The 22,284-nt window shown below is 68.3% G+C and carries 19 protein-coding genes; 13 read left to right on the top strand and 6 right to left on the bottom strand.

Features of this window, described 5'->3' with window-relative positions:
- Nucleotides 1-38 precede the first annotated feature (38 nt).
- Complete coding sequence (locus ACFU4Z_RS15025; protein ID WP_379063074.1) at nucleotides 39-875, bottom strand: SDR family oxidoreductase; 837 nt, start codon at nucleotides 873-875, stop codon at nucleotides 39-41.
- A 50-nt stretch (nucleotides 876-925) separates the two neighbouring features.
- The gene (locus ACFU4Z_RS15020) at nucleotides 926-2,347 is read right to left on the bottom strand and encodes a DHA2 family efflux MFS transporter permease subunit (RefSeq protein ID WP_379063072.1); all 1,422 of its coding nucleotides are present in this window, start codon (nucleotides 2,345-2,347) and stop codon (nucleotides 926-928) included.
- A 128-nt stretch (nucleotides 2,348-2,475) separates the two neighbouring features.
- Here ACFU4Z_RS15020 and ACFU4Z_RS15015 point away from each other — a divergent pair, with 128 nt between their 5' ends.
- On the top strand, nucleotides 2,476-3,147 hold the full coding sequence (locus ACFU4Z_RS15015) for a TetR/AcrR family transcriptional regulator (RefSeq protein WP_379063070.1): 672 nt from the start codon (nucleotides 2,476-2,478) through the stop codon (nucleotides 3,145-3,147).
- A gap of 20 nt (nucleotides 3,148-3,167) precedes the next feature.
- Entirely contained in the window at nucleotides 3,168-3,695 is a 528-nt protein-coding gene (locus tag ACFU4Z_RS15010) for a GNAT family N-acetyltransferase (protein WP_379063068.1), read from the top strand.
- On the opposite strand, the gene ACFU4Z_RS15005 is transcribed toward ACFU4Z_RS15010, so the two are convergent.
- Nucleotides 3,692-5,245 (bottom strand): glycerol-3-phosphate dehydrogenase/oxidase, encoded by a 1,554-nt coding sequence (locus ACFU4Z_RS15005; RefSeq protein WP_379063066.1) that lies wholly within the window; start codon nucleotides 5,243-5,245, stop codon nucleotides 3,692-3,694. The genes ACFU4Z_RS15010 and ACFU4Z_RS15005 overlap by 4 nt on opposite strands.
- Before the next feature lie 126 nt (nucleotides 5,246-5,371).
- Nucleotides 5,372-6,028: a TetR/AcrR family transcriptional regulator gene (locus ACFU4Z_RS15000; protein WP_379063064.1), complete on the bottom strand. Its 657-nt coding sequence runs from the start codon at nucleotides 6,026-6,028 to the stop codon at nucleotides 5,372-5,374.
- Nucleotides 6,029-6,194: 166 nt separating this feature from the next.
- On the opposite strand from ACFU4Z_RS15000, the gene ACFU4Z_RS14995 reads away from it, so the two are divergent.
- Together ACFU4Z_RS14995 and ACFU4Z_RS14990 are read left to right on the top strand one after the other, a co-directional pair.
- On the top strand, nucleotides 6,195-7,772 hold the full coding sequence (locus ACFU4Z_RS14995) for an FAD-binding oxidoreductase (protein WP_379063479.1): 1,578 nt from the start codon (nucleotides 6,195-6,197) through the stop codon (nucleotides 7,770-7,772).
- A complete protein-coding gene (locus ACFU4Z_RS14990) occupies nucleotides 7,769-8,728 on the top strand; it encodes a diacylglycerol kinase (RefSeq protein WP_379063062.1) in 960 nt (319 codons plus the stop codon). Before ACFU4Z_RS14995 ends, ACFU4Z_RS14990 begins: the two co-directional genes overlap by 4 nt.
- On the opposite strand, the gene ACFU4Z_RS14985 is transcribed toward ACFU4Z_RS14990, so the two are convergent.
- A complete protein-coding gene (locus ACFU4Z_RS14985; protein WP_379063060.1) occupies nucleotides 8,725-9,429 on the bottom strand; it encodes an AAA family ATPase in 705 nt (234 codons plus the stop codon). The genes ACFU4Z_RS14990 and ACFU4Z_RS14985 overlap by 4 nt on opposite strands.
- A 77-nt stretch (nucleotides 9,430-9,506) precedes the next feature.
- Nucleotides 9,507-10,100: a helix-turn-helix domain-containing protein gene (locus ACFU4Z_RS14980; protein ID WP_379063057.1), complete on the bottom strand. Its 594-nt coding sequence runs from the start codon at nucleotides 10,098-10,100 to the stop codon at nucleotides 9,507-9,509.
- Between ACFU4Z_RS14980 and ACFU4Z_RS14975 the strand changes: the two genes are divergently transcribed.
- From ACFU4Z_RS14975 to obgE, 9 genes are all read left to right on the top strand, one after another.
- Nucleotides 10,029-10,382 (top strand): FAD-binding protein, encoded by a 354-nt coding sequence (locus tag ACFU4Z_RS14975; protein ID WP_379063055.1) that lies wholly within the window; start codon nucleotides 10,029-10,031, stop codon nucleotides 10,380-10,382. The genes ACFU4Z_RS14980 and ACFU4Z_RS14975 overlap by 72 nt on opposite strands.
- A 165-nt stretch (nucleotides 10,383-10,547) precedes the next feature.
- Nucleotides 10,548-13,226, top strand: a complete 2,679-nt coding sequence (locus ACFU4Z_RS14970; RefSeq protein ID WP_379063053.1) for a valine--tRNA ligase — start codon at nucleotides 10,548-10,550, stop codon at nucleotides 13,224-13,226.
- 92 nt (nucleotides 13,227-13,318) lie between these two features.
- The gene (locus ACFU4Z_RS14965) at nucleotides 13,319-14,689 is read left to right on the top strand and encodes a bifunctional folylpolyglutamate synthase/dihydrofolate synthase (RefSeq protein WP_379063477.1); all 1,371 of its coding nucleotides are present in this window, start codon (nucleotides 13,319-13,321) and stop codon (nucleotides 14,687-14,689) included.
- A gap of 28 nt (nucleotides 14,690-14,717) precedes the next feature.
- A complete protein-coding gene (locus tag ACFU4Z_RS14960; RefSeq protein ID WP_379063051.1) occupies nucleotides 14,718-15,134 on the top strand; it encodes a DUF4233 domain-containing protein in 417 nt (138 codons plus the stop codon).
- Between the two features lie 69 nt (nucleotides 15,135-15,203).
- Nucleotides 15,204-15,620 (top strand): nucleoside-diphosphate kinase, encoded by a 417-nt coding sequence (gene ndk, locus ACFU4Z_RS14955; protein ID WP_379063049.1) that lies wholly within the window; start codon nucleotides 15,204-15,206, stop codon nucleotides 15,618-15,620.
- Between the two features lie 572 nt (nucleotides 15,621-16,192).
- Nucleotides 16,193-19,264, top strand: coding sequence for a translation initiation factor IF-2 N-terminal domain-containing protein (locus tag ACFU4Z_RS14950; RefSeq protein ID WP_379063047.1), 3,072 nt, complete (start codon nucleotides 16,193-16,195; stop codon nucleotides 19,262-19,264).
- A 469-nt stretch (nucleotides 19,265-19,733) separates the two neighbouring features.
- Nucleotides 19,734-20,045 carry a 50S ribosomal protein L21 gene (rplU, locus tag ACFU4Z_RS14945; protein WP_228002256.1) on the top strand — a complete coding sequence of 104 codons (312 nt, stop codon included), beginning with the start codon at nucleotides 19,734-19,736 and terminating at the stop codon, nucleotides 20,043-20,045.
- A 38-nt stretch (nucleotides 20,046-20,083) separates the two neighbouring features.
- On the top strand, nucleotides 20,084-20,350 hold the full coding sequence (gene rpmA / locus ACFU4Z_RS14940) for a 50S ribosomal protein L27 (RefSeq protein WP_328410470.1): 267 nt from the start codon (nucleotides 20,084-20,086) through the stop codon (nucleotides 20,348-20,350).
- Nucleotides 20,351-20,539: 189 nt separating this feature from the next.
- Nucleotides 20,540-22,009 carry a GTPase ObgE gene (gene obgE / locus ACFU4Z_RS14935; RefSeq protein WP_379063044.1) on the top strand — a complete coding sequence of 490 codons (1,470 nt, stop codon included), beginning with the start codon at nucleotides 20,540-20,542 and terminating at the stop codon, nucleotides 22,007-22,009.
- The last annotated feature ends 275 nt before the right edge of the window (nucleotides 22,010-22,284 follow it).

Raw genomic sequence — 22,284 nt, 5'->3', positions numbered from 1 at the left:
AGGTGGCGTTATCGGGTCGTCTTGCGTGCGTTCGCAGTTCAGGCGGCGAATACCGCGGCGTTGTCACGAATCCAGTCGCCGAAGGTGCGTGCCGGGTGGCCGGTGAGGGTGGCGACCGTGTCGGTGATCACGGTGGGCACCCCGTCGCAACGTCGCCAGTAGTCGAGCAGGCCGTCGGCATAGTGGGCGGGGATGTACTCGGCCATCTCCTGCCGCCACGCGTCGGGGGTGACGTGGTCGATGGTGACGCTGCGGCCGGTGAGCTCGGCGATCAGGTCGAGTTGCGCGGTGAAAGTGAGGGTGTGGGGGCCGGTGAGGCGGTAGACCTCGCCACGGTGCTCGGGCTCGGTGAGCAGGGCGTGCACGGCCTCGGCGATGTCGAGTTCGTGGATCGGGTCGGCGTAGGCGTTGGGGTAGGGCAGGCTCACCGGGCGGCCTGCCATGATCGAGAACGACCAGCCGCGGGCGTTGCCTGCGAAAGCGCCTGGTCGCAGCACACTGACGGTCATCGGGGCGTCGGCGAGTCCGAGTTCGGCATCGAGGTGCGACTTCGCGACCGGATTGGTGGCGGCGTCGGGGTCGAGCACCGAGGACGACGACAGCAGCACGATGTGCTCGACCCCAGCTTCGGTTGCGGTGGTGACGAATTCGGCGATGTGCGCGGGCTCGGCGTAGAGGAACACCGAGGTGATGCCGGCCAGCGCGGCGGGAAAAGTGGTCGGGTCCCGCAGGTCGCAGGCGACGGCGGACACCCCGTCGGGGAGTTCGAGCTGGTCGGGTCGGCCGGAGCCGACCCGGACGGCGTGGCCGTCGGCGAGCAGCAGGGACAGCAGATTGGTGGCGACCGCGCCGCGGCCTCCGGTGATGAGGATCATGACAACTCCGTGGGGTGGTGTGGGTGATGGGTGTTCGATCGACGTGCCGATCAGTGGTCTGTGGCCGGTGCTCGTCGTGGAAGCAGCCGGACGAGGCCGCAGCTGACCAGCGTGATCGCGGCGACGACGAGGAGGCTGACGGTCAGCGCGTGCGCCTGCCCGGAACCGGTGGTGTGGAAATAGACGGTGGTGACGGCGGCCGCGCCGATGGCGTTGGCCAGTTGCTGCACGGCCGAGAGGGAACCGCTGCCGCTGCCGGTCTCCGCCGGGTCGATATCGCCGATGGTGATCTGGAAGATGGTGCCGAAGCAGGTGCCCATGCCGACACCGAGGATGAAGACCGGTACAGCGAGAACCCATGCGGTGATATCGGTTCCGGCGGTCAGCGCGAGGGCGAGCAGCAGGCCGGTGCCCGCAAGGGTGATCAGCAGCCCGATCCAGATGAGGGTGCGGCCGAGTTTCGCGAGCAGTTGGTGTGCGGCGACCGAGGCCACGATGATGCCGGCGGCCAGTGGCGCGAGACCGAGTGCGGCGCCGGTCGGGGTGTAGCCGAGGCCGGTCTGCATGAACAGCGAAAGCACGTAGAGCAGACCGGACACCGCGGCGAAGAACACCAGGCCGAGCAGCAGGCCCGAGGTGAAGCCGCGGTTGGCGAACAGTGACGGCTCGATGAGCGGATTCGTCGCGGTGAGCTGGCGACGGGCGAAGAGTGCGAAGGCCACCGCGCCTGCGGCGAGATAGCCGCAGGGAGCGGCGGTCCAGCCGTTGGCCGAACCCTGGATGAGGCCGAACAGCGAGCCGAACATGGCGGCGCCGAGCAGGGCGGAGCCGAGCGCGTCGATGGCGACGGTGCGATCGCCGTCGTCGGCGGGCAGCAGGCGGTATGCGGCGGCGAAGGCGAGCGAGCCGAGGACGATATTGATCAGGAACATGGCTCGCCAGCCGAGTCCGAACAGGTCGGCGTCGATCAGGAAGCCCGCGAGGATCGGGCCGCCGACCGCGGAAAGGCCGAGGGCAGGGCCGAAAACGCCGAAGGCTTTGCCGAGCTGTTCGCGCGGGAAGACCTGGGTGAGGATGCCGAAACCCTGCGGAATGAGCAGCGCGCCGAACGCGCCCTGGGCAAGTCGTGCGGTGACGATCGAGGTCGGGTCGATGGCGAGGCCGCAGGCGACCGATGCCACGGTGAAGCCGGCGACGCCGATCAGGAACAGTCGGCGTTTGCCGAACCCGTCGCCGAGTCTGCCGCCGACGACGAGCAGAACGCCGAGTGCGAGGGCGTAGCCCGCGCCGAGCCACTGGATCAGTGACTGGCCGCCGCCGAGGTCGTTCGCGATGGTCGGCGCGGCGATATTGGTGATCGTCGAGTCGAGCAGATCGAGGACGTCGGCCGCGAGGATGACGGCCAGTATCGCCCACATGCGGGCTCCGACCTTGGTTTTTGCCGCCGTTTCCGGATGCGTGATGGTGGACATGGGGTTCCCCTTCGAGAAAGAAAATCGGGCGAACATCGATCGTTACGAACGATGTTCGATCGATTCGAATCTAGAAGACGAACAGTGTTCGTGTCAAACGATGTTCGTTACGGCGTATGCTCGACGTCATGAGCTCCGCACCCGTCAGCCGCCGGGCCCGTCCCGCAAAGGCGCCACTCAGCCGTGATGTCATCGTCGAAACCGGACTGCGCATCCTCGACAACGACGGCCTTTCCGCCCTCACCATGCGTCGCGTCGCTCAGGACCTGGATACGGGTGCGGCGTCGCTGTACGTCTATGTCGCCAACCGGGACGATCTGATGGCCGCGATGCTCGACCATGTGCTCGGCACGGTCCCCGAGCCGGCCGGTGACACCTGGCGCGAACGGCTCGGCGAGCTGGTCGCGTCGACCGTGGCTGCCATGAGCAAGCACGAAGGGCTGGCGCTCGTCGCGCTCGGCTCGATTCCCACCAGCCCCAACGCCCTGCTGCTCGTCGAACGGATGCTCACGCTGCTCGACGAGGGCGGCTTGGACAAGAGGACCAATTCCTGGGCCGTGGACCTGCTCTACCTGCACATCACCGCGCAGGCCGCGGAGCAGAGCGCTTACAACGTCGGAGGGCGCGAAGAAGACGACTACGTCGCCGAGGTCCAGCGGCATTTCGCGGAACTGCCTGCCGACCGGTATCCGATGTTCTTCGGCATGCGCGAAGAAATGATGAGCGGCAGCGGCGACGACCGTGAAGTATGGGCGCTGCGGGTGCTGATCAACGGCATCTTGGCCACCCCGGCCGAGTGAGCCCCGCGCGAGGAGCGGCAATGCAAGCATTTCGACCGGCGACCGAGAACGACCTGCCGGTCTTGCAGGACATCGAGCGCGCGGCGGGAAAGCCGTTCGCGGACATCGGCATGACGGCCGTCGCCGACGACGATCCGCCGCCGTTGGACACCCTGCGCGAGTTCGTGCACGCGGGGCGCGCGTGGGTATACGCCGATGACGCCGACCGCCCGATCGGTTACCTGATTCTCGGAATCGTCGACGGCGACGCACATGTCGATCAGGTGTCGGTGGATCCCGTGCATGCCGGCAACCGAATCGGCAAGCGACTCATCGACCACGCGGTGCGCTGGGCGAAAGCACAAGGGCTGCCTGCCATCACCCTGACCACCTTCACCGACGTCGCCTGGAACGGCCCGTACTACGAGCGGCTCGGTTTTCGCTACCTGACCACGGCGCAAGAGACGCGGGGACTGCGCGAGATCCGCGCCGCCGAGGCGGCCAACGGGCTTGATCGGTGGCCACGCGCCTGCATGCGCGCGGAGCTGGCGGACTGGATATTCGACTAACCGCGAGCCCGGGAGAAGGCGGCTTCCGCCGCGGGAAGGGCGGCGGCCCGGTCCGCGGCGACCAGGCCGATGCGGGTGCGCCGGTCGAGGAGGTCCTCGATGTCCAGTGCGCCTTCGTGGGTGATACCGAAAGCGAGTTCTGCGGCAGTGACGTCGATTCCAGGGGCGACCTGCTCGAGCGCGGCTGAATTGTCTTGTGCGACAGCGAGAACGGTGGGCGCTTCGCTGCCGTAGCGTTCGACGAGGACCGGTGGGGCGGCGATATGGTCGCGTGCGGCTCCCGACACCGCGCCGACCAGCGGAAGTCGCTTGGTGCGGCAAGGACCCGCGGCGAGGCCGCCATGGGCGACAGCGGCGTCAACGGCGTCCTCGGCCATCTGTCGGTAGGTGGTGAGCTTGCCGCCGACGATGGTGATGACGCCGGTGGGGGAGTGCAGGACCGCGTGTTGACGGGAGATGTCGGCGGTGGCATTGTCCGCGGTTTTCAGCAGCGGGCGCAGTCCCGCGTAGGTGCCGCGGATATCCGCGCGGGTCAACGGCTCGCGCAGTGCGGTGTTGATGGTGTCGAGCAGGAAGTCGATCTCGGCCTCGGTGGGCTGCGGCTCGTCCGGAACCGGGCCAGGGGCGTCCTCGTCGGTGAGGCCGAGATACACCCGGCCGTGCGCGGCCGGGAACGCGAACACGAAGCGGCTGGTGGTACCGGGAACCGGCACCGTGAGGGAGGCGGTGAGGCCGCCGAAGGATTCGGCGTCGAACACCAGGTGGGTGCCGCGGCTCGGCCGTAGTTCGATGCTCGGGTCCACCTGGTCGGCCCAGACGCCGGTGGCGTTGATGACGGTGCGGGGGCGAATCGTCATCGACTCGCCGGTCAGCGTGTCGCGCAGGGTCGCCGAATTGCCTTCGACAGCAACAGCTTCCACTCGGGTGAGCACGGTCGCGCCGTTGGCCGCCGCGGTGCGGGCGAGCGCGAGCACCAGTCGGGCGTCGTCGACCAACTGTCCGTCCCAGGCCTGCAGACCGCCGCGCAGCCCGTCGCGCCGGACGGTCGGCGCCAGCCGCAGCGCCTCCGCGGTGGCGACGCGGCGCGAACGGGGCAGGATCGCGGCCGGGGTGCCCGCGGTGCGCCGCAGCACATCGCCCGCGACGAAACCGGCTCGAATCAGCATGCTCTGCGCGACGCCGATGTCCGGCAGCAGCGGCACCAGCTGTGGCAGCGGACGCACGAGATGCGGTGCGGTGGTGCGGATCAGGATGCCGCGCTCGACGGCGCTCTCGTGCGCGATGCCGACCTGACCGCTCGCCAGGTAGCGCAGTCCACCGTGTACAAGCTTCGAGCTCCACCGCGAGGTTCCGAACGCCAGATCCTGCCGTTCGACCAGCACCGTGCGCAGGCCGCGTGCGGCGGCGTCGAGTGCGGCGCCCGCGCCGGTGACACCGCCGCCGATTACCAGCACGTCGATCTCGGTGTCATCGCCGAGCTGTGCCAGCTCGCGGGAGCGCCGGGCGGCGTTGAGGGCGGAATTGCCGACGATGGCCGAATTAGCGGTCATGACAGTCTCTTTCCGAGGTCGGACCTGCCGCCGGTGCGGAGGTGAGCGATCGTTGACGATGCGGATCGGGCGTTAGGGGACTGCCGCGGGTGATGGCGGGCGCGGTGATGCCCGATGTCGGCTCGCTCATGTCCGTTCCTCATGGGCGTCCGACGATTCGACACCGCTGGTGTCGGCCGCGGCCGAGCCGACCGGTGGTACAAGGTAACCGTCGATAGCGCGCATCAATTCGGCGTCGAGTGCTGCTCCGTTGAGCAGGGCGGCGACGGTGCCCGCCGACTGCACCGCGGACTGGGCGATCAGCAGCAGCATGGTCGCCATCTGCTCGGCGTCGCCGTCGCGAATCGACGAATCCTGTTGGCCTTCGCGGATTCCCGTGGTGAACAGGTCGATCAGGTGGCGTTGGTTGCGGCCCAGGCGGCCGAACACGTAGGTGAGCATCAAGTCGGTGTCGGTGCGGAAGATCTTGCCGAACAACGGATTCTCCCGGATCGCCGCGGCGCCGGTGACAATGCCTCGGACCAGGCGGGTGCGCGCGGGCCCGGAGGCAGGCATGGTCGCGGTGACGATGGCACGCAGTTCGCGCACCAGCAGTTCGGCCACCAGGGCGCCGGTGTCGGGCCAGCGACGGTAGACGGTGGGCCTGCTTACCCGGGCTCGCCGTGCCACCTCGGTGAGGGTGGTGCGGCGCACGCCGAATTCCTCGACGCAGTCGCGCGCGGCGTCGAGAATCGCAAGGTCGGTGGCCGACAATGCGGTGTCGGGCTCGTCGGGGGCAGGCATTCGAGTGTCACCACCGGGTGTCGAAATGGGCAGGTATCGTTACTCCTTGACAGTATATGTCAAACTGTAACGCATGGTCGAGACGCAACAGCATGCCGACGAGGATTCGGCTCCCCGCTCGGACGCCCACGCGGCAAAGCCGGGCGTACCGGAGCACGCAGCAAGTATGGTGTGGGACGCCTGGGGTATTCCGGCCGGGCACAAGCCGCTTTCGGCACAGATTCGCGGCCTGCTGGCGCAGGTTTTCGGAGTGTCCGGCGACCCGGTGGCGCGCCGCGACCAGGATGAGGTCCCGCTCCGCGAGTCGGTGCTGACCCCTGCCCGGCGAGACGGGTTGGCCGAGGTGGTCGGCGCGGACAACGTGTCGGTCGCCCACCGCGATCGGTTGCTGCACGCAGGCGGCAAAAGCACTCCGGACCTGCTGCGCCGCCGCGCCGACGGGCCGCAGCAAGCACCGGATGCGGTCGTCTTCCCCGCCGGCCACGCACAGGTGCTCGCGGTCCTGGCCTACTGCGCCGAACACGCCATCGCGGTGGTTCCCTTCGGCGGCGGCACCAGCGTGGTCGGCGGCGTCGACCCGGTGCGCGGCCGTTTCGAGGCGGTCATCGCGCTGGACTTACGTCGCCTCGACACCATCTCGGACATCGATCCGGTGAGCGGAACGGCCACGCTGGGCGCCGGTCTCACCGGCCCGCGCGCCGAGGCATTGCTCGCCGAACGGGGACTTTCGCTCGGCCACTTCCCGCAGAGCTTCGAATTCGCGAGCATCGGCGGCTTCGCGGCCACCCGGTCCTCCGGACAGGCGTCCGCGGGCTACGGCCGCTTCGACGATATGGTCCAGCACCTGAAGATCGCCACGCCGAGCGGCACGCTGGAACTCGGCCGTGCCCCCGCTTCGGCCGCAGGTCCGGACCTGCGCGAACTGTTCGTCGGTTCGGAAGGCGCCCTCGGCGTGATCACCGAGGTCACCCTGCGGGTGCATCCGGTGCCGGAAACCATTGCCTACCGGGCCTGGTCGTTCCCCGACTTCGCCGCCGGCGCGGCCGCACTGCGCTCGGTGGTACAGACGGGCGCGGCGCCGACGGTGCTGCGCTTGTCCGACGAGGTCGAGACCGGCATCAACCTGGCCCGCTCCAGTGACGTCGGCGGCACCCCGGTGTCGGGCTGCCTGGCCATCACCACGTTCGAAGGCACGGGAGCCCACGTCGCGTCGCGCAGCGCCGAGGCGAGTGCGCTCTTGGCGGCGGCGGGCGGCACGGACTTGGGCGCGACCCCTGCCGAGGAGTGGGAGCACGGCCGCTTCGCCGCGCCCTACATGCGCGACGCGCTGCTCGACGTCGGGGTGCTGTGCGAGACGCTGGAGACCGCGACCACCTGGTCGAATCTCGACAACCTCAAGGCGAAGGTCACTGCGGCACTGACGGATTCACTGGCCGGACAGGGCACGCCGCCATTGGTGATGTGCCACATCTCGCACACCTACCCGACGGGCGCCTCGCTGTACTTCACGATCATCGCCAAGCAATTGGATGATCCGATCTCGCAGTGGGGCCTCGCGAAGCACGCGGTCGGCGACGCCATCGTGGTCGCGGGCGGCACCATCACCCACCATCATGCGGTCGGCACCGATCACCGCCCCTGGATGTCCGCGGAGGTCGGCGACCTGGGTGTCCGGGTATTGCGTGCGGTGAAACAGGAATTGGACCCCGCCGGAATCCTCAATCCTGGAAAGCTGGTCCCGTGACGCAGGACTCGACGCGCACCATCGGTGCGGTCACCGTGGTGACCAACCCCATGTCCGGGGTCGGCCGTGGCCACGACGTCGCGGCCGCGACGCTGGCCCGCTTCGCCGAGCGCGGCGTCGAGGTCACCGAGGTGCGTGCGCCATCGGCCGCCGAATCTGTTCGCCTGGTCCGGGATTCGATCTCCCGCGCGGATCAGGTGCCGGACGCGGTGGTGTGCATCGGCGGGGACGGGCTCGTCAACGTCGTCCTCGAAGCGCTGGCGCAGACCGGAGTGCCGCTCGGGCTCGTCCCCGCGGGCACCGGCAACGACCTCGCCAGGGAACTCGGTGTCCCCACCGATGACCCGGTGGCCGCCGCGGATCTGGTACTCGACGGCCACACTCGCACCATCGATCTCGGCCGGATCGAATCGCCCGGGTCCGAGCCGATGTGGTTCGCCACCGTGGCGGGCACGGGATTCGATGCCCGAGTCACCCTGCGCGCCAACGGCATGCGCTGGCCGAAGGGGCCACTGCGGTACACGTTCGCGGCGCTGGCCGAGATCTCGGGTCGCTTCACCGTGCCCTATCGGATCGAGCTGACCGGGGTCGCGCCGGGCGCGCTGGACAATCCGGCGACCGACACGGTCGTGGAGACGGCGGCGGTCATGGTCGCGGTCGGCAACACCCGCACCTACGGCGGCGGCATGCTGATCTGCCCGGACGCGATCATGGACGATGGCCTGCTCGACCTGACCGTCGTCGGTGCGGTCTCGCGACTGGACATGCTCCGGCTGCTCCCCGCGCTGTCGGCGGGCAAGCGGATCGACCATCCGGCGACCAAGCAGTATCGAACCGCGCAGGTGAGGTTGACCGCCGCGGGCGCCCCGGCCACCGCCGACGGTGAACCAGCGGGCACGCTGCCGGTCACGATCAGTGCCGTACCCGGCGCGCTCACCGTGCTGGTTCGCCGTTAGACGTCGGATCCCTGCGCGGCGAAGCCGACTCGGCTGATCCGGTCGACATTGGTCCGGTCGATGATCACCGTCGAGGCCGGTGCGGGCTGTGGCACGTGGCCCGCACCGAGTTCGCGGATCAGTCGTCGCCATCGATAGCAGTGCAGGGTGAACGCGGGCCCGTTGATCCGGCGCCCGCGTGCGAACTGGCCCGCGCGGGCCGCGGTGGCAGGCACATCGAGCAGGATCACGTGCACTTCCCGGCGGTACCCGGTGGCCCACCGTGCGAGTAGTCGGCGCGTCCATCCGAAGGTGGCGCAATCGTGGATTACGACCGGTCCTGCGTTGTCGCGCAGCGCATTTCGGATCCGGACGAAATGCGCGATGTGCACGACCGGTCGCCACAGCGGATAGGGCAGCCGACCGACCCGGCGCCGCCACCAGTTGCGGGTCTGGTTGGAATCGAGCACGACCGATCCCTGCGGTCCCTTCGCCGCCTGGTCGGCATCCGCCGTGGCACCGAAGAACACTCGCAGCGCGGTGCTCTTGCCCGCGCCGGGCACTCCCGCGACGATCAGCGCGGCCGTCGCCGGATACCGCAGCTCATCGACGAGCAGCCCGCGCAGATCGTGGACGGAATCCGGTGCGATGACAGGGAATTCGGCGAGCGGCGGCCGCGATTCCGAAGCGGCGAAGGGCGGCCCGTCGAGCGGAGGGTTCACCCTTTCCAGCGTCGCGGGCCGAATTCGATTCGGCAACAGGGAAAACCCTGATTCCGGCTGAGAATTCCCTGATGATGCTAGGTCGTCGCGCGGCCACGGGACCGCGCCCGCAGATGCATGCGCTCGCCCTGACTGCCGAACAGGCTCAGAATCTCCACCGGCCCGCGCCCGGCACTGCCGAACCAGTGCGGCTGTCTGGTGTCGAATTCGGCGGCTTCGCCGGGGCCGAGGACGACATCGTGTTCGGCGAGGACCAGGCGCAATCGGCCCGACAGCACATAGAGCCACTCGAAGCCCTCGTGGACACGGGGATCGGGCTCGGTGCGCTCGGCCGGGATGACCATCTTGAACGCCTGCAGCGGACCAGGCTGCCGGGTGAGCGGAATGATCGTGGTGCCGTTGACCTTCCGCGGACTGGAGTGCACGCGCGGGTCGGCGATCTTCGGTGCGGCGACGAGCTCGTCCAGCGGCACCTGATGGGCGAGCGCGATCGGCAGCAGCAGCTCCAGGCTGGCCTTGCGCTGGCCGGACTCCAGGCGCGAGAGGGTGCTCTTGGAGATCCCGGTGGCCTCCGACAGTGCCGTCAGTGTGACGTTGCGGTGCGTGCGCAACGCCTTGAGTCGCGGGCCGATGTCGGCGATGGCCTGGGTGATTCCCGGCTGAATCTGCATCCCACCAGTGCACCGCTGATTCCCGGAATCGGCAACATTTGTTGCCGAAATCGTGCGGACGGCGGCAGGGTGATCGCGGAGGTGATCGCAGATGAGCGAGACATAGGCGTAGTGATCATTGGTGGCGGTGCGGCGGGACTGTCCGCTGCCCTGGTGCTGACCAGGGCGCGGCGGCGGGTTGCCGTGGTGCGCCACGCAACGCGCAGGCCGAGCACATGCACGGGTTTCAGATCTGGTGGAGCAGGACACCAGCGTTCCGGCAGCCACGCATTGAATGCGTAATGAAGCTGAGAATTACTTATGGATTCCGGGGCCTGCCCCGGATCGACGGTAGGCTCTCATCTGTAGGCGGAGTGTTCGGTGTCCCTCATCCACCGAAGACTCCGCCTTTTTTCTGTGCCTGGTGGGCGGTGTGAGCGCGCCGAACCCGGCCACTAGAATCGTCGGGTGACCAGCGCAGCCTCTGACAACTCGCGTAATCGTGCCGATGCCCTCCCCAAAAGCTGGAACCCCAGCGAGGTGGAGGCCGAAATGTACGAGCGCTGGGTAGCCGCCGGTTATTTCACCGCCGATGTCGCGAGCGACAAGCCCGGTTACTCGATCGTGCTGCCGCCGCCCAACGTCACCGGCAGCCTGCACATGGGCCACGCCCTCGACCACACCCTGATGGACACCCTCTCCCGCCGCAAGCGCATGCAGGGCTACGAGGTGCTGTGGCTTCCCGGCATGGACCACGCGGGCATCGCCACCCAGAGCATCGTGGAAAAACAGCTCGCGGTGGACGGCAAGACCAAAGAAGACTTCGGCCGCGAACTGTTCATCGACAAGGTCTGGGATTGGAAGCGCGAGTCCGGCGGCGCCATTCAGTGGCAGATGCGCGCGCTCGGCGACGGCGTCGACTGGAGTCGCGACCGGTTCACCATGGACGAAGGCCTGTCCAGGGCCGTGCAGACGATCTTCAAGCGGCTCTTCGACGCGGGCTTGATCTACCGCGCGGAGCGGCTGGTCAACTGGTCGCCGGAACTGCGCACCGCCATCTCCGATATCGAGGTCAAGCACGAGGAGGTGCCTGGCGAGCTGATCTCGCTGCGCTACGGCTCCCTTGACGACAACGAGCCGCACGTGATCGTGGCGACCACCCGCGTGGAGACAATGCTGGGCGACACCGCCGTCGCGGTGCACCCGGACGACCCCCGGTATCAGTCCTTGATCGGCACCACGCTGCACCACCCGATCACCGGACGGCAGATCCCGATCGTCGCCGACGACTATGTCGACCCCGAATTCGGCTCCGGCGCAGTGAAGATCACCCCCGCGCACGATCCGAACGACTTCGAGATGGGGCTGCGGCACAACCTACCGATGCCGACCATCATGGACGAGCGCGGCCGGATCACCGGCACCGGCACCGAATTCGACGGCATGGACCGGTTCGAGGCCAGGGTCAAGGTGCGCGAGCGCCTGGCCGCCGAGGGCCGCATCGCCGCCGAGAAGCGGCCCTACCTGCACAGCGTCGGGCACTCCGAGCGCAGTGGCGAGCCGATCGAGCCGCGCCTTTCGATGCAGTGGTGGGTCAAGGTCGAGGCACTGGCCAAGGCCGCCGGTGACGCGGTTCGCAACGGCGACACGATCATTCACCCGGCAAGCCAGGAGCCGCGCTGGTTCGACTGGGTCGACAACATGCACGACTGGACCATCTCGCGACAGCTCTGGTGGGGCCACCGCATCCCGATCTGGTACGGCCCCGACGGCGAAGTGGTGTGCGTCGGGCCGGACGAGACCGCGCCGGAAGGCTGGGTGCAGGACCCCGACGTGCTCGACACCTGGTTCTCCTCGGGGCTGTGGCCGTTCTCCACCATGGGCTGGCCCGACTCCACCACCGAACTCCAGAAGTTCTATCCGACCAGCGTGCTCGTCACCGGCTACGACATCCTGTTCTTCTGGGTGGCCAGGATGATGATGTTCGGCACGTTCGTTTCCGACGACCCGGTGCTCACGGCGGGCAAGGACGGCGCGAAGCAGGTGCCGTTCAAGGATGTGTTCCTGCACGGCCTGATTCGCGATCAGTTCGGTAAGAAGATGTCCAAATCGCGCGGCAACGGCATCGACCCGCTGGACTGGATCACCTCCTACGGCGCGGACGCGCTGCGCTTCACCCTGGCGCGCGGCGCACAGCCCGGTGGTGACCTTTCGGTCGGCGAAGCGCACGCACTCGCCTCGCGCAGCTTCGTGACAAAGCTGTTCAACGCCACCAAGTTCGCGCTGATGAACGGCGCGCACACCGGCGAGCTACCTGCGCGCGCCGAGCTCACCGACGCCGATCGTTGGATCGTCGACCGGCTCGAAGAGGTTCGCGCCGAAGTGGATTCGGCGTTCGACGCCTACGAGTTCGGCAAGGCCTGCGAGGCGCTCTACCACTTCGCGTGGGACGAACTGTGCGACTGGTACCTGGAATTGGCGAAGGTGCAGTTCGCCGCGGCGGGCCCGCGCGCCGAGTCGACCGCCGTGGTGCTCGGCAACGTCCTCGACGCGGTGCTGCGACTGCTGCACCCGGTGATCCCGTTCGTCACCGAATCGCTGTGGCAGGCGCTGACCGGCGGCGAGTCGGTCGTCATCGCCGCATGGCCGCAGGCCAGCGCAGTGCCGACCGATGTGGCCGCGGCGCAGCGTATTGCGGACGCACAGCGGTTGATCACCGAGATCCGCCGGTTCCGCAGCGATCAGGGCCTCGCCGACAAGCAGAAGGTCGCGGCCACGCTGATCGGCCTCGACGCGGCGGGCCTCATCGAGCAGCAGGCGTCGGTGGCCAACCTGGCCAGGCTCACCGAGCCGGGCGACGATTTCGCGGCGACCGCCTCCTTGGAGATCCGGCTCAGCACGGCGACCGTCACCGTGGAACTGGACACCTCCGGCTCCGTCGACCTGGATGCCGAACGCCGTCGTCTGGAGAAGGACCTGGCCGCCGCCGAGAAGGAATTGGTAGCCACCACGGCCAAACTCGGCAATGAGGCATTCCTCGCCAAGGCGCCGGAACCGGTGGTCGACAAGATCAAGGGCAGGCGCGATGTCGCCGAGTCCGAAGTCACCCGGATCAGCGCCCGGCTCGCGGAATTGAGCGGCAAATGAACGCCGAGCCGGAACCGCAGTACGACGACGACGGGTCACCGATCCCCGCCACCCGGCTCGGTGCCGGGCCCTCTCCCGTCGACCTGGCCGAAATGGCCCTGGTCGAGGCAGAACTCGATCGCCGCTGGCCGGAAACCAAGATCGAGCCGTCGCTCACCCGCATCGCCACCCTGATGGATCTGCTCGCCTCGCCGCAGCAGCACTATCCGGCGATTCACGTCGCGGGCACCAACGGCAAGACCTCGGTGACCAGGATGATCGACGCGCTGCTCACCGCGCTGCACCGGCGGACCGGCCGGATCACCAGCCCGCACCTGCAGCTGGCGACCGAACGGATCAGCATCGACAACAAGCCGATCACGCCCGCCCAGTACGTGGCGACCTACCGTGAGCTGCTGCCCTACATCGAGATGATCGACAAGCAGTCCGACGCCGCGGACGGCCCGGCGATGAGCAAGTTCGAGGTGCTCACCGGCATGGCCTTCGCGGCCTTCGCCGAGGCGCCCGTCGATGTCGCGATCGTCGAGACCGGCATGGGCGGCACCTGGGACGCGACCAATGTGATCGACGGGCAAGTCGCGGTGATCACCCCGATCGGCCTCGACCACACCGACTACCTCGGCCCCGACCTCACCGCCATCGCCGGGGAGAAGGCCGGAATCATCAAGCGTGCGCCCGACAGCCTGATTCCGCGCGACACCGTCGCGGTGATCGCCGAACAGGAGCCGGAGGCCATGGAGGTGCTGCTGCGACGCGCCGTCGAGGTCGACGCCGCGGTGGCCCGCGAGGGCTCGGAGTTCCGGGTGCTTGCCAGGCAGATCGCGATCGGCGGCCAGCAGCTCGAATTGCAAGGCCTCGGCGGGGTGTACGACGAGATCTTCCTGCCGCTGCACGGCGAGCACCAAGCGCGCAATGCCGTGCTCGCCCTCGCCGCGGTCGAGGCGTTCTTCGGCGCAGGCGCGGACCGCCAGCTCGACATCGAAGCGATCCGAGCCGGTTTCGCGAGCGTCACCAGCCCGGGCAGGCTCGAGCGCATGCGCAGCGCGCCGACCATCTTCATCGACGCCGCGCACAACCCCGCAGGCGCAAAAGCCCTTGCCGCGACGCTGACCACGGAGTTCGACTTCCGCAAACTCGTCGGCGTGGTAGGGGTGTTCAGCGACAAGGACGCCGCGGGCATCCTCGAGGCGCTGGAGCCGGTTCTCGACGAAATCGTCGTCACCAGTAATGGATCGCCGCGCGCCATGGACGTCGACACCCTCGCGAACCTGGCCGTGCAGCGCTTCGGCGACGAGCGGGTCGTCACCGCCGAAACACTGCCCGACGCCCTCGAAACGGCTATCGCACTGGCCGAGGAGGTCGGCGAGCCCGGCGAGATGGTCTCCGGCGCCGGTGTCGTGGTGACGGGTTCGGTGGTCACGGCGGGCGCCGCCCGCGCGCTGTTCGGAAAGGATCCGGCGTGAAGGATCGATCCGCCGCGAAGGAGACAGCATGAGTGAGCCGACCGACGGCGACCAGGCCGCCGCGCCCACTGCCCCCGACCCGTGGAAGGGGTTGCGCGGCGTCATGGCGGGCACGCTGATTCTCGAGGCGATCACGGTCCTGCTCGCGTTGCCCGTCGTCGGGTCCGTCGGCGGCGGGGTCGGCTGGTTCTCCGGCAGCTACCTCGTGATCTTGGCGCTGGTCATGATTCTCGGTGCCGGACTCCAGCGTCGCCCGTGGGCGATACCGTTCAATCTGACCCTCCAGGTGCTGCTGATACTCGGGGTATTCGTGCACGTCTCCATCGGGGTGATGGGGATTCTGTTCGCCGTGGTGTGGGGCTTCATCCTGGTCTTGCGTCACGATGTCAAGCGCCGTATGGAGCAGGGACTGCTGCCGAGCCAGCGCACTCAGCGCTCCGCCTAGCCGCTCGCTCGGCCCGCTGCGCAGTTGCCCGTTGAATACTTCGCCCGACCGCCGGTTAGGCTGTGCGCCGTGACTGAGCAGACGTTGGTACTCATCAAGCCGGACGGCGTGGCCCGTGGCCTGGTCGGCGAGGTGCTGGCCCGGATCGAGCGCAAGGGGCTGAAGATCGCCGCCCTGGAGCTGAAGCAGGTTTCCGAAGAGGTGGCCCGCGGCCACTACGCCGAGCACGCCGAGAAGCCGTTCTTCGGTTCCTTGATCGAGTTCATCACCTCCGGCCCGGTCGTCGCGGCCATCCTGGAGGGCCCGCGCGCCATCGCGGCATTCCGGCAGATCGCCGGCGGCACCGATCCGGTCGAGAAGGCCGTGCCCGGCAGCATTCGCGGTGACCTTGCCCTGGAGACCCAGGAGAACCTGGTCCACGGCTCCGATTCGCCGGAATCGGCCAAGCGCGAGATCGCCCTCTGGTTCCCCGACTTCCCGGCCTGACCCAATTCCTCCACGCGTCACGTCCGCAGCGCCCGTACCGGTGGGCACAGCGCCTTCGGCGGACGGCGAAACCGCGCGAATGCGGGGTTGAGTCGTGCGGGAGCGTTGCGAGCGCACCGGTGGGCACAGCGCCTTCGGCGGACGGCGAAACCACGCGAATGCGGGGTTGAGTCGTGCGCCGATGGCGAACTGTTGGCGCACGGTGTGGGATACTGGCATCGGGTGCAACCGACATCGACTGTTCGCGCTGGTACGCGAGCGATCGGTAACGGAAGCAGCCGGATGACACCGCGGTTCGATGCCGATCATCGCTGCCACGGACAAACAGCCCGGTTGTTGGGGGTTGATTGTTCGCGTCGGCACGCTGGATGAGCGCTCGCTTCGTGGAGTTCAGCCAACAGCCAGGCGCCGCGTGACCAGTTAGCCCGACGAATAACCATGGTGATAACCGGGCATGCGGGGCGAGACCACATGACCTTGCGTCAACCACGTGAGGCGAACGATTAGTGCCCCCGCGTCGGCCGCGTCACTTCTGCCAGGAGGGACGCGCCCGGGGGTCCCGAGGAGACTTCGTGGCCGATCAAGAGCCGCTGGAAACAACATCACAGGATGCCGAACAATTGCCGGAGCGAATCCGAGTTCACGCGCTTGCCAAGCTGCTGGGAGTGACGAGTAAGCGCATCCTGGCCAAGCTGACCGAGTTGGGGTCCGATGCGCGCAGTGCGCAGTCGAACGTCGACAGAGCGGTCGCGGAGACAGTCCGCGACGCGTTGGTCGAGCCCGACGCCACCGTCACCGCGCCCGAGGCCACGCCCCCCGCGCCGGAGCCCGAGCCGGGCGCCCCGGCCCGAGAGCCAGGGTTGCTGTTCTCGGCACCGGACCCGGTGATCGATCAGTCCGGTTCGGCGGCTACCGGCGCGGTCCAGCCCGCCCACCAGCCGTCGGTGCAGCTGTTCACGCATCTGGACCGGGAGGAACCGCACGTCGCGGCACCCGCGGTGTTCGAGGCCGCCGTCACGGTGCAGGCGCCGTTGTTCCTGCCACCGGACGCCGCCGCCGCCGAACAGACCCGGCGCAAGCGTCGCGTCGAGCGCGATACCCGTCGCACCGAAGAGCCGCAGGCCGAGGTGGTCGAGGACGAGGTCGAGACCACCGAAGACGATCAGGACTCATCCGACCAGCAGGGTGATATCGATGGCCAGCCGCGTCGCAGGCGTCGTGGTCGTCGTGGCCGCGGTCGCGGTCGGGGTGAGCAGCACAGCGATGCCGAAGGTGACGAGAACGACACCGCGGACTCCGATGCCGACACCGAGGACGAGCAGCCCGCCGAATCGCGCGACGCTGTCGCCGAGCCTGCCGATGCCGACGAGACCGCCGAGTCCGATGACGACGAGGCCGACCTGCCGGATGGCTCGACCCGCCGTCGCCGTCGTCGCCGCCGCCGCAAGGTGGCAGGGGAGGGTGCCGAGTCCGAGGCCGTCTCCGAGGACGACCCGCCGAACACCGTCGTGCACGAGCGTGAGCCGCGGAACAAGAGCCGCAACCGCGCCGCCGCATCCGACGAGGTGCAGGGCATCACCGGTTCCACCCGGCTCGAGGCCAAGCGGCAGCGCAGGCGGGACGGCCGCGAGGCCGGTCGCCGTCGGCCGCCGATCCTGACCGAATCGGAGTTCCTGGCCCGCCGCGAGGCGGTGGACCGGGTGATGGTGGTGCGCGAGAAGGCGTTCCCCGATCACCCGACCGCCACCCAGGTCGCGGTGCTCGAGGACAACATTCTGGTCGAGCATTTCGTCACCAGCACCGGTTCCGCGTCGATGGTCGGCAACGTCTACCTCGGCAAGGTGCAGAACGTGCTGCCCAGCATGGAGGCGGCGTTCGTCGACATCGGCCGTGGCCGCAACGGTGTGCTGTACGCCGGTGAGGTGAACTGGGAGGCCGCCGGACTCGGCGGCAAGGAGCGCAAGATCGAGCAGGCGCTCAAGCCGGGCGATCAGGTGCTCGTCCAGGTGAGCAAGGACCCGGTCGGGCACAAGGGCGCCCGGCTGACCACACAGATCAGCCTGGCCGGCCGCTTCCTGGTGTATGTGCCGGGCGGTTCGTCCACCGGCATCAGCCGCAAGCTGCCCGACACCGAGCGCAAGCGGCTCAAGGAGATCCTGCGCGACATCGTGCCCGCCGACGCGGGCGTGATCATCCGGACCGCGTCGGAGGGCGTCGCCGAGGACGAGCTCGCCCGTGACGTCGAGCGGCTGCAGGCGACCTGGCGCACCATCGAGAAGGCCGCCGACGGCAAGGACTCCGGCGCGCCGAAGACCCTGTACGAAGAGCCCGACCTGTTGGTCAAGGTCATCCGCGACCTGTTCAACGAGGACTTCTCCAAGCTCGTCATCGAAGGTGACCGGGCGTGGAGCACCGTCGAGAAGTACATCGGCACTGTCGCACCGGACCTGCTCGCCAGGGTCGCCCGGCACGAGAACAACGGTATCGACGTGTTCGAGACCCACCGGATCGACGAGCAGCTGGCCAAGGCGCTCGATCGCAAGGTGTGGCTGCCCTCGGGCGGCACCCTGGTAATCGACCGCACCGAAGCGATGACGGTGGTCGACGTCAACACCGGCAAGTTCACCGGTGCGGGAGGCAGCAACCTCGAAGAGACGGTCACCCGCAACAATCTGGAGGCGGCCGAGGAGATCGTGCGCCAGATGCGGCTGCGCGATATCGGCGGCATGATCGTCGTCGACTTCATCGACATGGTCCTCGAGTCCAACCGCGACCTGGTGTTGCGTCGTCTGACCGAGGCGCTCGGCCGCGACCGAACTCGCCACCAGGTCTCCGAGGTGACCTCGCTCGGCCTGGTGCAGATGACCCGCAAGAAGCTGGGCACCGGTCTGGTGGAGGCCTTCTCCACCACCTGTGAGCACTGCCACGGCCGTGGCATCCTGGTGCACGCCTACCCGGTGGAGTCGTCCGCCGGCGAGGACGGCGGCGCGAAGAGCCGGGAGACCGGCTCGCGTCGACGCAGGGGCCGGGACAAGGGTGCGGCCGCCGCACCCGCCTCGACCAACGGCACCGCGCCGGTGACCGAGGCCGTCGAGGAGGATGCCGCCGTCAAGCGGGCGCATCCGGTCGCGTTGGCGATGGCAGCGCATCACGGTGACGCGACCGACGCCGACGCCGTCGAGGCGGTCGAGGCAGAAGCTGCCGACGTCGATGCTGTGGTGACCGAGGCCGCGGCCGAGGAGCCGACCGAAACAGCTGCGGCAGTGGTCGAGGAGGCCGTGGCGACCGAGGTCGCGCCTGCCGAAACGGTCGAGTCTGTTGCCGTCGTCGTGGAGCCGGAAGCCCCGGCCCCAGCTACCGGTGCACGGGAGCCGGTCGCCGTCCCGGAGCATGCCGCTACCAGAAACGGTGTTCCCGAGCCTGCCGCGCCGCGGACGGCTGGTCGCAGGCGCAGGGTGGCCCGTTCGGCCGCCGCGCCCGCAGCCGACAGCAGCGGTGCCGTGTTCGTGCTGGCGGCGGATCAGCCGCCCGCAGCGCCGGTCGTGGACTTCGTGGCCGAGGCTCCGGTCGCGGTGCCCGTGCGCAAGACGCGCCGCCGGGCCGCGGGACGTCCCGCGGGGCCGCCGGTGGACGAGGCGAACTGACCGGTCCGAGCTGATCGGATCATGCCGAACGACCGAGACCCCCGTCACGATGGTGGCGGGGGTCTCGTATTTCGGGCGTGCCGGACCTACGCGCATGGCCGGAGCGAAGGCGGAGGTACGCCTGCGCATGGCCGGAGCGAAGGCGGAGGTACGTCTGCGCATGGCCGGAGCGAAGGCGGAGGTACGCCTGCGCATGGCCGGAGCGAAGGCGGAGGTACGCCTATTCGGGGGATGCCGGTTTGGACCCGGTGGTAGGCGTCCTGTAATCTCGAACAGTCGCTGCCCGGCGACAGCGCTCTACTGCGCTGTGATTGTGACTCGGCCCCGAGGCCGAGGGCCTTCAGGTTTGCTGAGGCGGCAGTGACTACCAGACCAGAGTGCTGTGGTTTCCAAGCGGAATTTCCGGGTGGGAGCATGCAGCCGCGTGAGCGTCAGCCGCGCGCATTACAGGAAGAAGGGCAGCCGACCGATGGCAACGTACGCGATCGTCAAGACCGGCGGAAAGCAGTACAAGGTCGCGGTCGGTGACCTGGTGAAGGTCGAGAAGATCGAGGGTGCGCCGGGTACTTCCGTGGCGCTTGCTCCGGTTCTTGTCGTCGATGGCGCCGAGCTGACCACCGATGCGGCCAAGCTGGCCAAGGTCTCCGTGGCCGCCGAGGTCGTCGAGCAGACCAAGGGCCCGAAGATCCGCATCCACAAGTTCAAGAACAAGACCGGCTACCACAAGCGGCAGGGCCACCGTCAGCCGCTGACGGTCATCAAGGTCACCGGCATCAAGTAAGCCTCCTCGATTTCGAGTTACTTCACAGGAGTTCAGAAATGGCACATAAGAAGGGTGCGTCCAGCTCCCGCAACGGTCGCGATTCGAACGCCCAGCGACTCGGCGTCAAGCGCTTCGGCGGCCAGGCCGTCAAGGCAGGCGAGATCCTGGTTCGTCAGCGCGGTACCCACTTCCACCCCGGCGTCAACGTCGGTCGTGGCGGTGACGACACCCTGTTCGCCCTCGCGGCGGGCGCGGTCGAGTTCGGCAGCAAGCGTGGCCGCAAGACCGTCAACATCGTCGTCCCGGAGCCGGTTCAGGCCTGACCGCCTGATAGGCGCGGCCGGACGTAGTTCGTCCACCGACTGCGCCGACCGAGCGCAGGCGAGGCAGCCGCCTGCTACTCCAGACAACAGCCGAGCGGGTCAGGGTGACACACCCTGGCCCGTTTTCGCGTTTTCGAACGATCGCGTCGGCACCGACAACCACAACCACCGAGGAGGATGATTCGGCTTATGTCCAAATTCATCGACCGTGTCGTATTGCACGTGCATGCGGGCAAGGGTGGTCACGGTTGTGCCTCCGTGCGCCGCGAGAAGTTCATGCCGCTCGGCGGACCCGACGGCGGTAACGGCGGTCGCGGCGGGGATGTGGTTCTCGAGGTCGACCCGAATGTGCACACCCTGCTGGACTTCCATTTCCATCCGCACGCCAAGGCGGGCAACGGCAAGCCGGGCGAGGGCAGCAACCGCGACGGTAAGCAAGGCGTCGATCTGCTGCTGAAGGTGCCCGACGGCACTGTGGTGCTCGACAACGACGGCAAGGTCCTGATCGACCTTGTCGGCGCGGGCAACAAGTTCATCGTGGCCCGCGGTGGTCGCGGCGGACTCGGCAATGCGGCACTCGCGTCCAAGGCGCGCAAGGCTCCCGGCTTCGCCCTGCTCGGCGAGGAGGGTGAAGAAGGCGACCTGGTTCTCGAACTCAAGTCGCTCGCCGACGTCGGTCTGGTCGGGTTCCCGTCGGCGGGCAAGTCCTCGCTGGTGTCGGTGCTGTCGGCGGCCAAGCCGAAGATCGCGGACTACCCGTTCACCACGTTGGTGCCCAACCTCGGCGTGGTCGCCAGTGGTGACACCACGTTCGTCATCGCCGATGTGCCAGGGCTGATTCCGGGAGCCAGCGAGGGTCGCGGGCTCGGGCTGGAATTCCTGCGCCATCTGGAACGGTGCGCGGTGCTCGCGCATGTTGTCGACTGCGCCACGTTGGAGCCAGGTCGCGACCCGGTGTCCGACGTGGACGCGCTGGAGACGGAGCTGGCGGCCTACAAGTCCATGCTCAACGCCGACACCGGCCTCGGCGACCTCGCCGATCGGCCTCGTGTGGTCATTCTGAACAAGATCGACGTGCCCGATGCCGCCGAGCTGGCGGAGATGGTGACCGCGGAGTTCACCGCGCGCGGCTGGCCCGTGTTCGAGATCTCCGCGGTGAGCCGAGCAGGCCTGCGGCCCTTGACCTTTGCTCTCGCCGACCTGGTGCTGAAGTACCGTGAAGCGCATCCGAAGGCAGCGCCTGCGCGCCCGGTGATCAGGCCGATCGCGGCGAACGAGACCGGTTTCAGCGTGATCGCCGATCCCGAAGAGCCGGGCGGCTTCATCGTGCGTGGCAGCCAGCCCGAGCGCTGGGTGCGCCAGACCCAGTTCGACAACGATGAAGCGGTGGGCTACCTCGCCGACCGGCTGGCCCGCCTCGGTGTCGAAGATGCTCTGGTGAAACAGGGCGCCGAGCCCGGAGCGCCGGTCACCATCGGCGATGTGACCTTCGAATGGGAGCCGCAGATCTCGGCCGGCATCGATATGGTGCCGACCGGCCGCGGCACCGACCTGCGGCTGGAGCAGAACGACCGGATCGGCGCCGCTGAACGCAAGCACGCGTCCCGAGTGCGCCGTGGTCTGGTGAAAGAGGACGAGGACGAGGACAAGGACAAGTGATGATGCCCGGGGGCGCGGGAACTGCCACCTTGTCGGTGCGGCGCACACCGGAATTCGATGGCGTGCGTTGGGGTTCCGGTGTTTCCGGTGTTGATGCGGTGCGGTCGCGAGCTGTTGTGGCGCGGCAGGGTATGACGGGATTCGGCGGTCGGGGTTCCGGTGCAGGCGTGGTGCGTGTGCGAGCCGTCTCTTCGCCGGGGCGGAAGCGGGAGTCTCGCGCTGCCTTCGGTGTCGTTCGAGCCCCGGTATTCGTCGGGGCGACGGTGTGTTCTGGT

It is taken from the genome of Nocardia sp. NPDC057440 (assembly GCF_042802915.1).
GTDB lineage: Bacteria > Actinomycetota > Actinomycetes > Mycobacteriales > Mycobacteriaceae > Nocardia.
Note: the sequence above shows the minus strand (reverse complement) of the source record. Positions and strands in the feature narration are given on the sequence as shown.

What these genes read in the sequence shown, in the direction of transcription:
- ACFU4Z_RS15025 (WP_379063074.1), bottom strand. Translation starts at nt 875, where the DNA reads ATGATCCTCATCACCGGAGGCCGCGGCGCGGTCGCCACCAATCTGCTG.
- ACFU4Z_RS15020 (WP_379063072.1), bottom strand. Translation starts at nt 2,347, where the DNA reads ATGTCCACCATCACGCATCCGGAAACGGCGGCAAAAACCAAGGTCGGA.
- ACFU4Z_RS15015 (WP_379063070.1), top strand. Translation starts at nt 2,476, where the DNA reads ATGAGCTCCGCACCCGTCAGCCGCCGGGCCCGTCCCGCAAAGGCGCCA.
- ACFU4Z_RS15010 (WP_379063068.1), top strand. Translation starts at nt 3,168, where the DNA reads ATGCAAGCATTTCGACCGGCGACCGAGAACGACCTGCCGGTCTTGCAG.
- ACFU4Z_RS15005 (WP_379063066.1), bottom strand. Translation starts at nt 5,245, where the DNA reads ATGACCGCTAATTCGGCCATCGTCGGCAATTCCGCCCTCAACGCCGCC.
- ACFU4Z_RS15000 (WP_379063064.1), bottom strand. Translation starts at nt 6,028, where the DNA reads ATGCCTGCCCCCGACGAGCCCGACACCGCATTGTCGGCCACCGACCTT.
- ACFU4Z_RS14995 (WP_379063479.1), top strand. Translation starts at nt 6,195, where the DNA reads ATGGTGTGGGACGCCTGGGGTATTCCGGCCGGGCACAAGCCGCTTTCG.
- ACFU4Z_RS14980 (WP_379063057.1), bottom strand. Translation starts at nt 10,100, where the DNA reads ATGCAGATTCAGCCGGGAATCACCCAGGCCATCGCCGACATCGGCCCG.
- ACFU4Z_RS14965 (WP_379063477.1), top strand. Translation starts at nt 13,319, where the DNA reads ATGGCCCTGGTCGAGGCAGAACTCGATCGCCGCTGGCCGGAAACCAAG.
- ACFU4Z_RS14960 (WP_379063051.1), top strand. Translation starts at nt 14,718, where the DNA reads ATGAGTGAGCCGACCGACGGCGACCAGGCCGCCGCGCCCACTGCCCCC.
- rplU (WP_228002256.1), top strand. Translation starts at nt 19,734, where the DNA reads ATGGCAACGTACGCGATCGTCAAGACCGGCGGAAAGCAGTACAAGGTC.
- rpmA (WP_328410470.1), top strand. Translation starts at nt 20,084, where the DNA reads ATGGCACATAAGAAGGGTGCGTCCAGCTCCCGCAACGGTCGCGATTCG.
- obgE (WP_379063044.1), top strand. Translation starts at nt 20,540, where the DNA reads ATGTCCAAATTCATCGACCGTGTCGTATTGCACGTGCATGCGGGCAAG.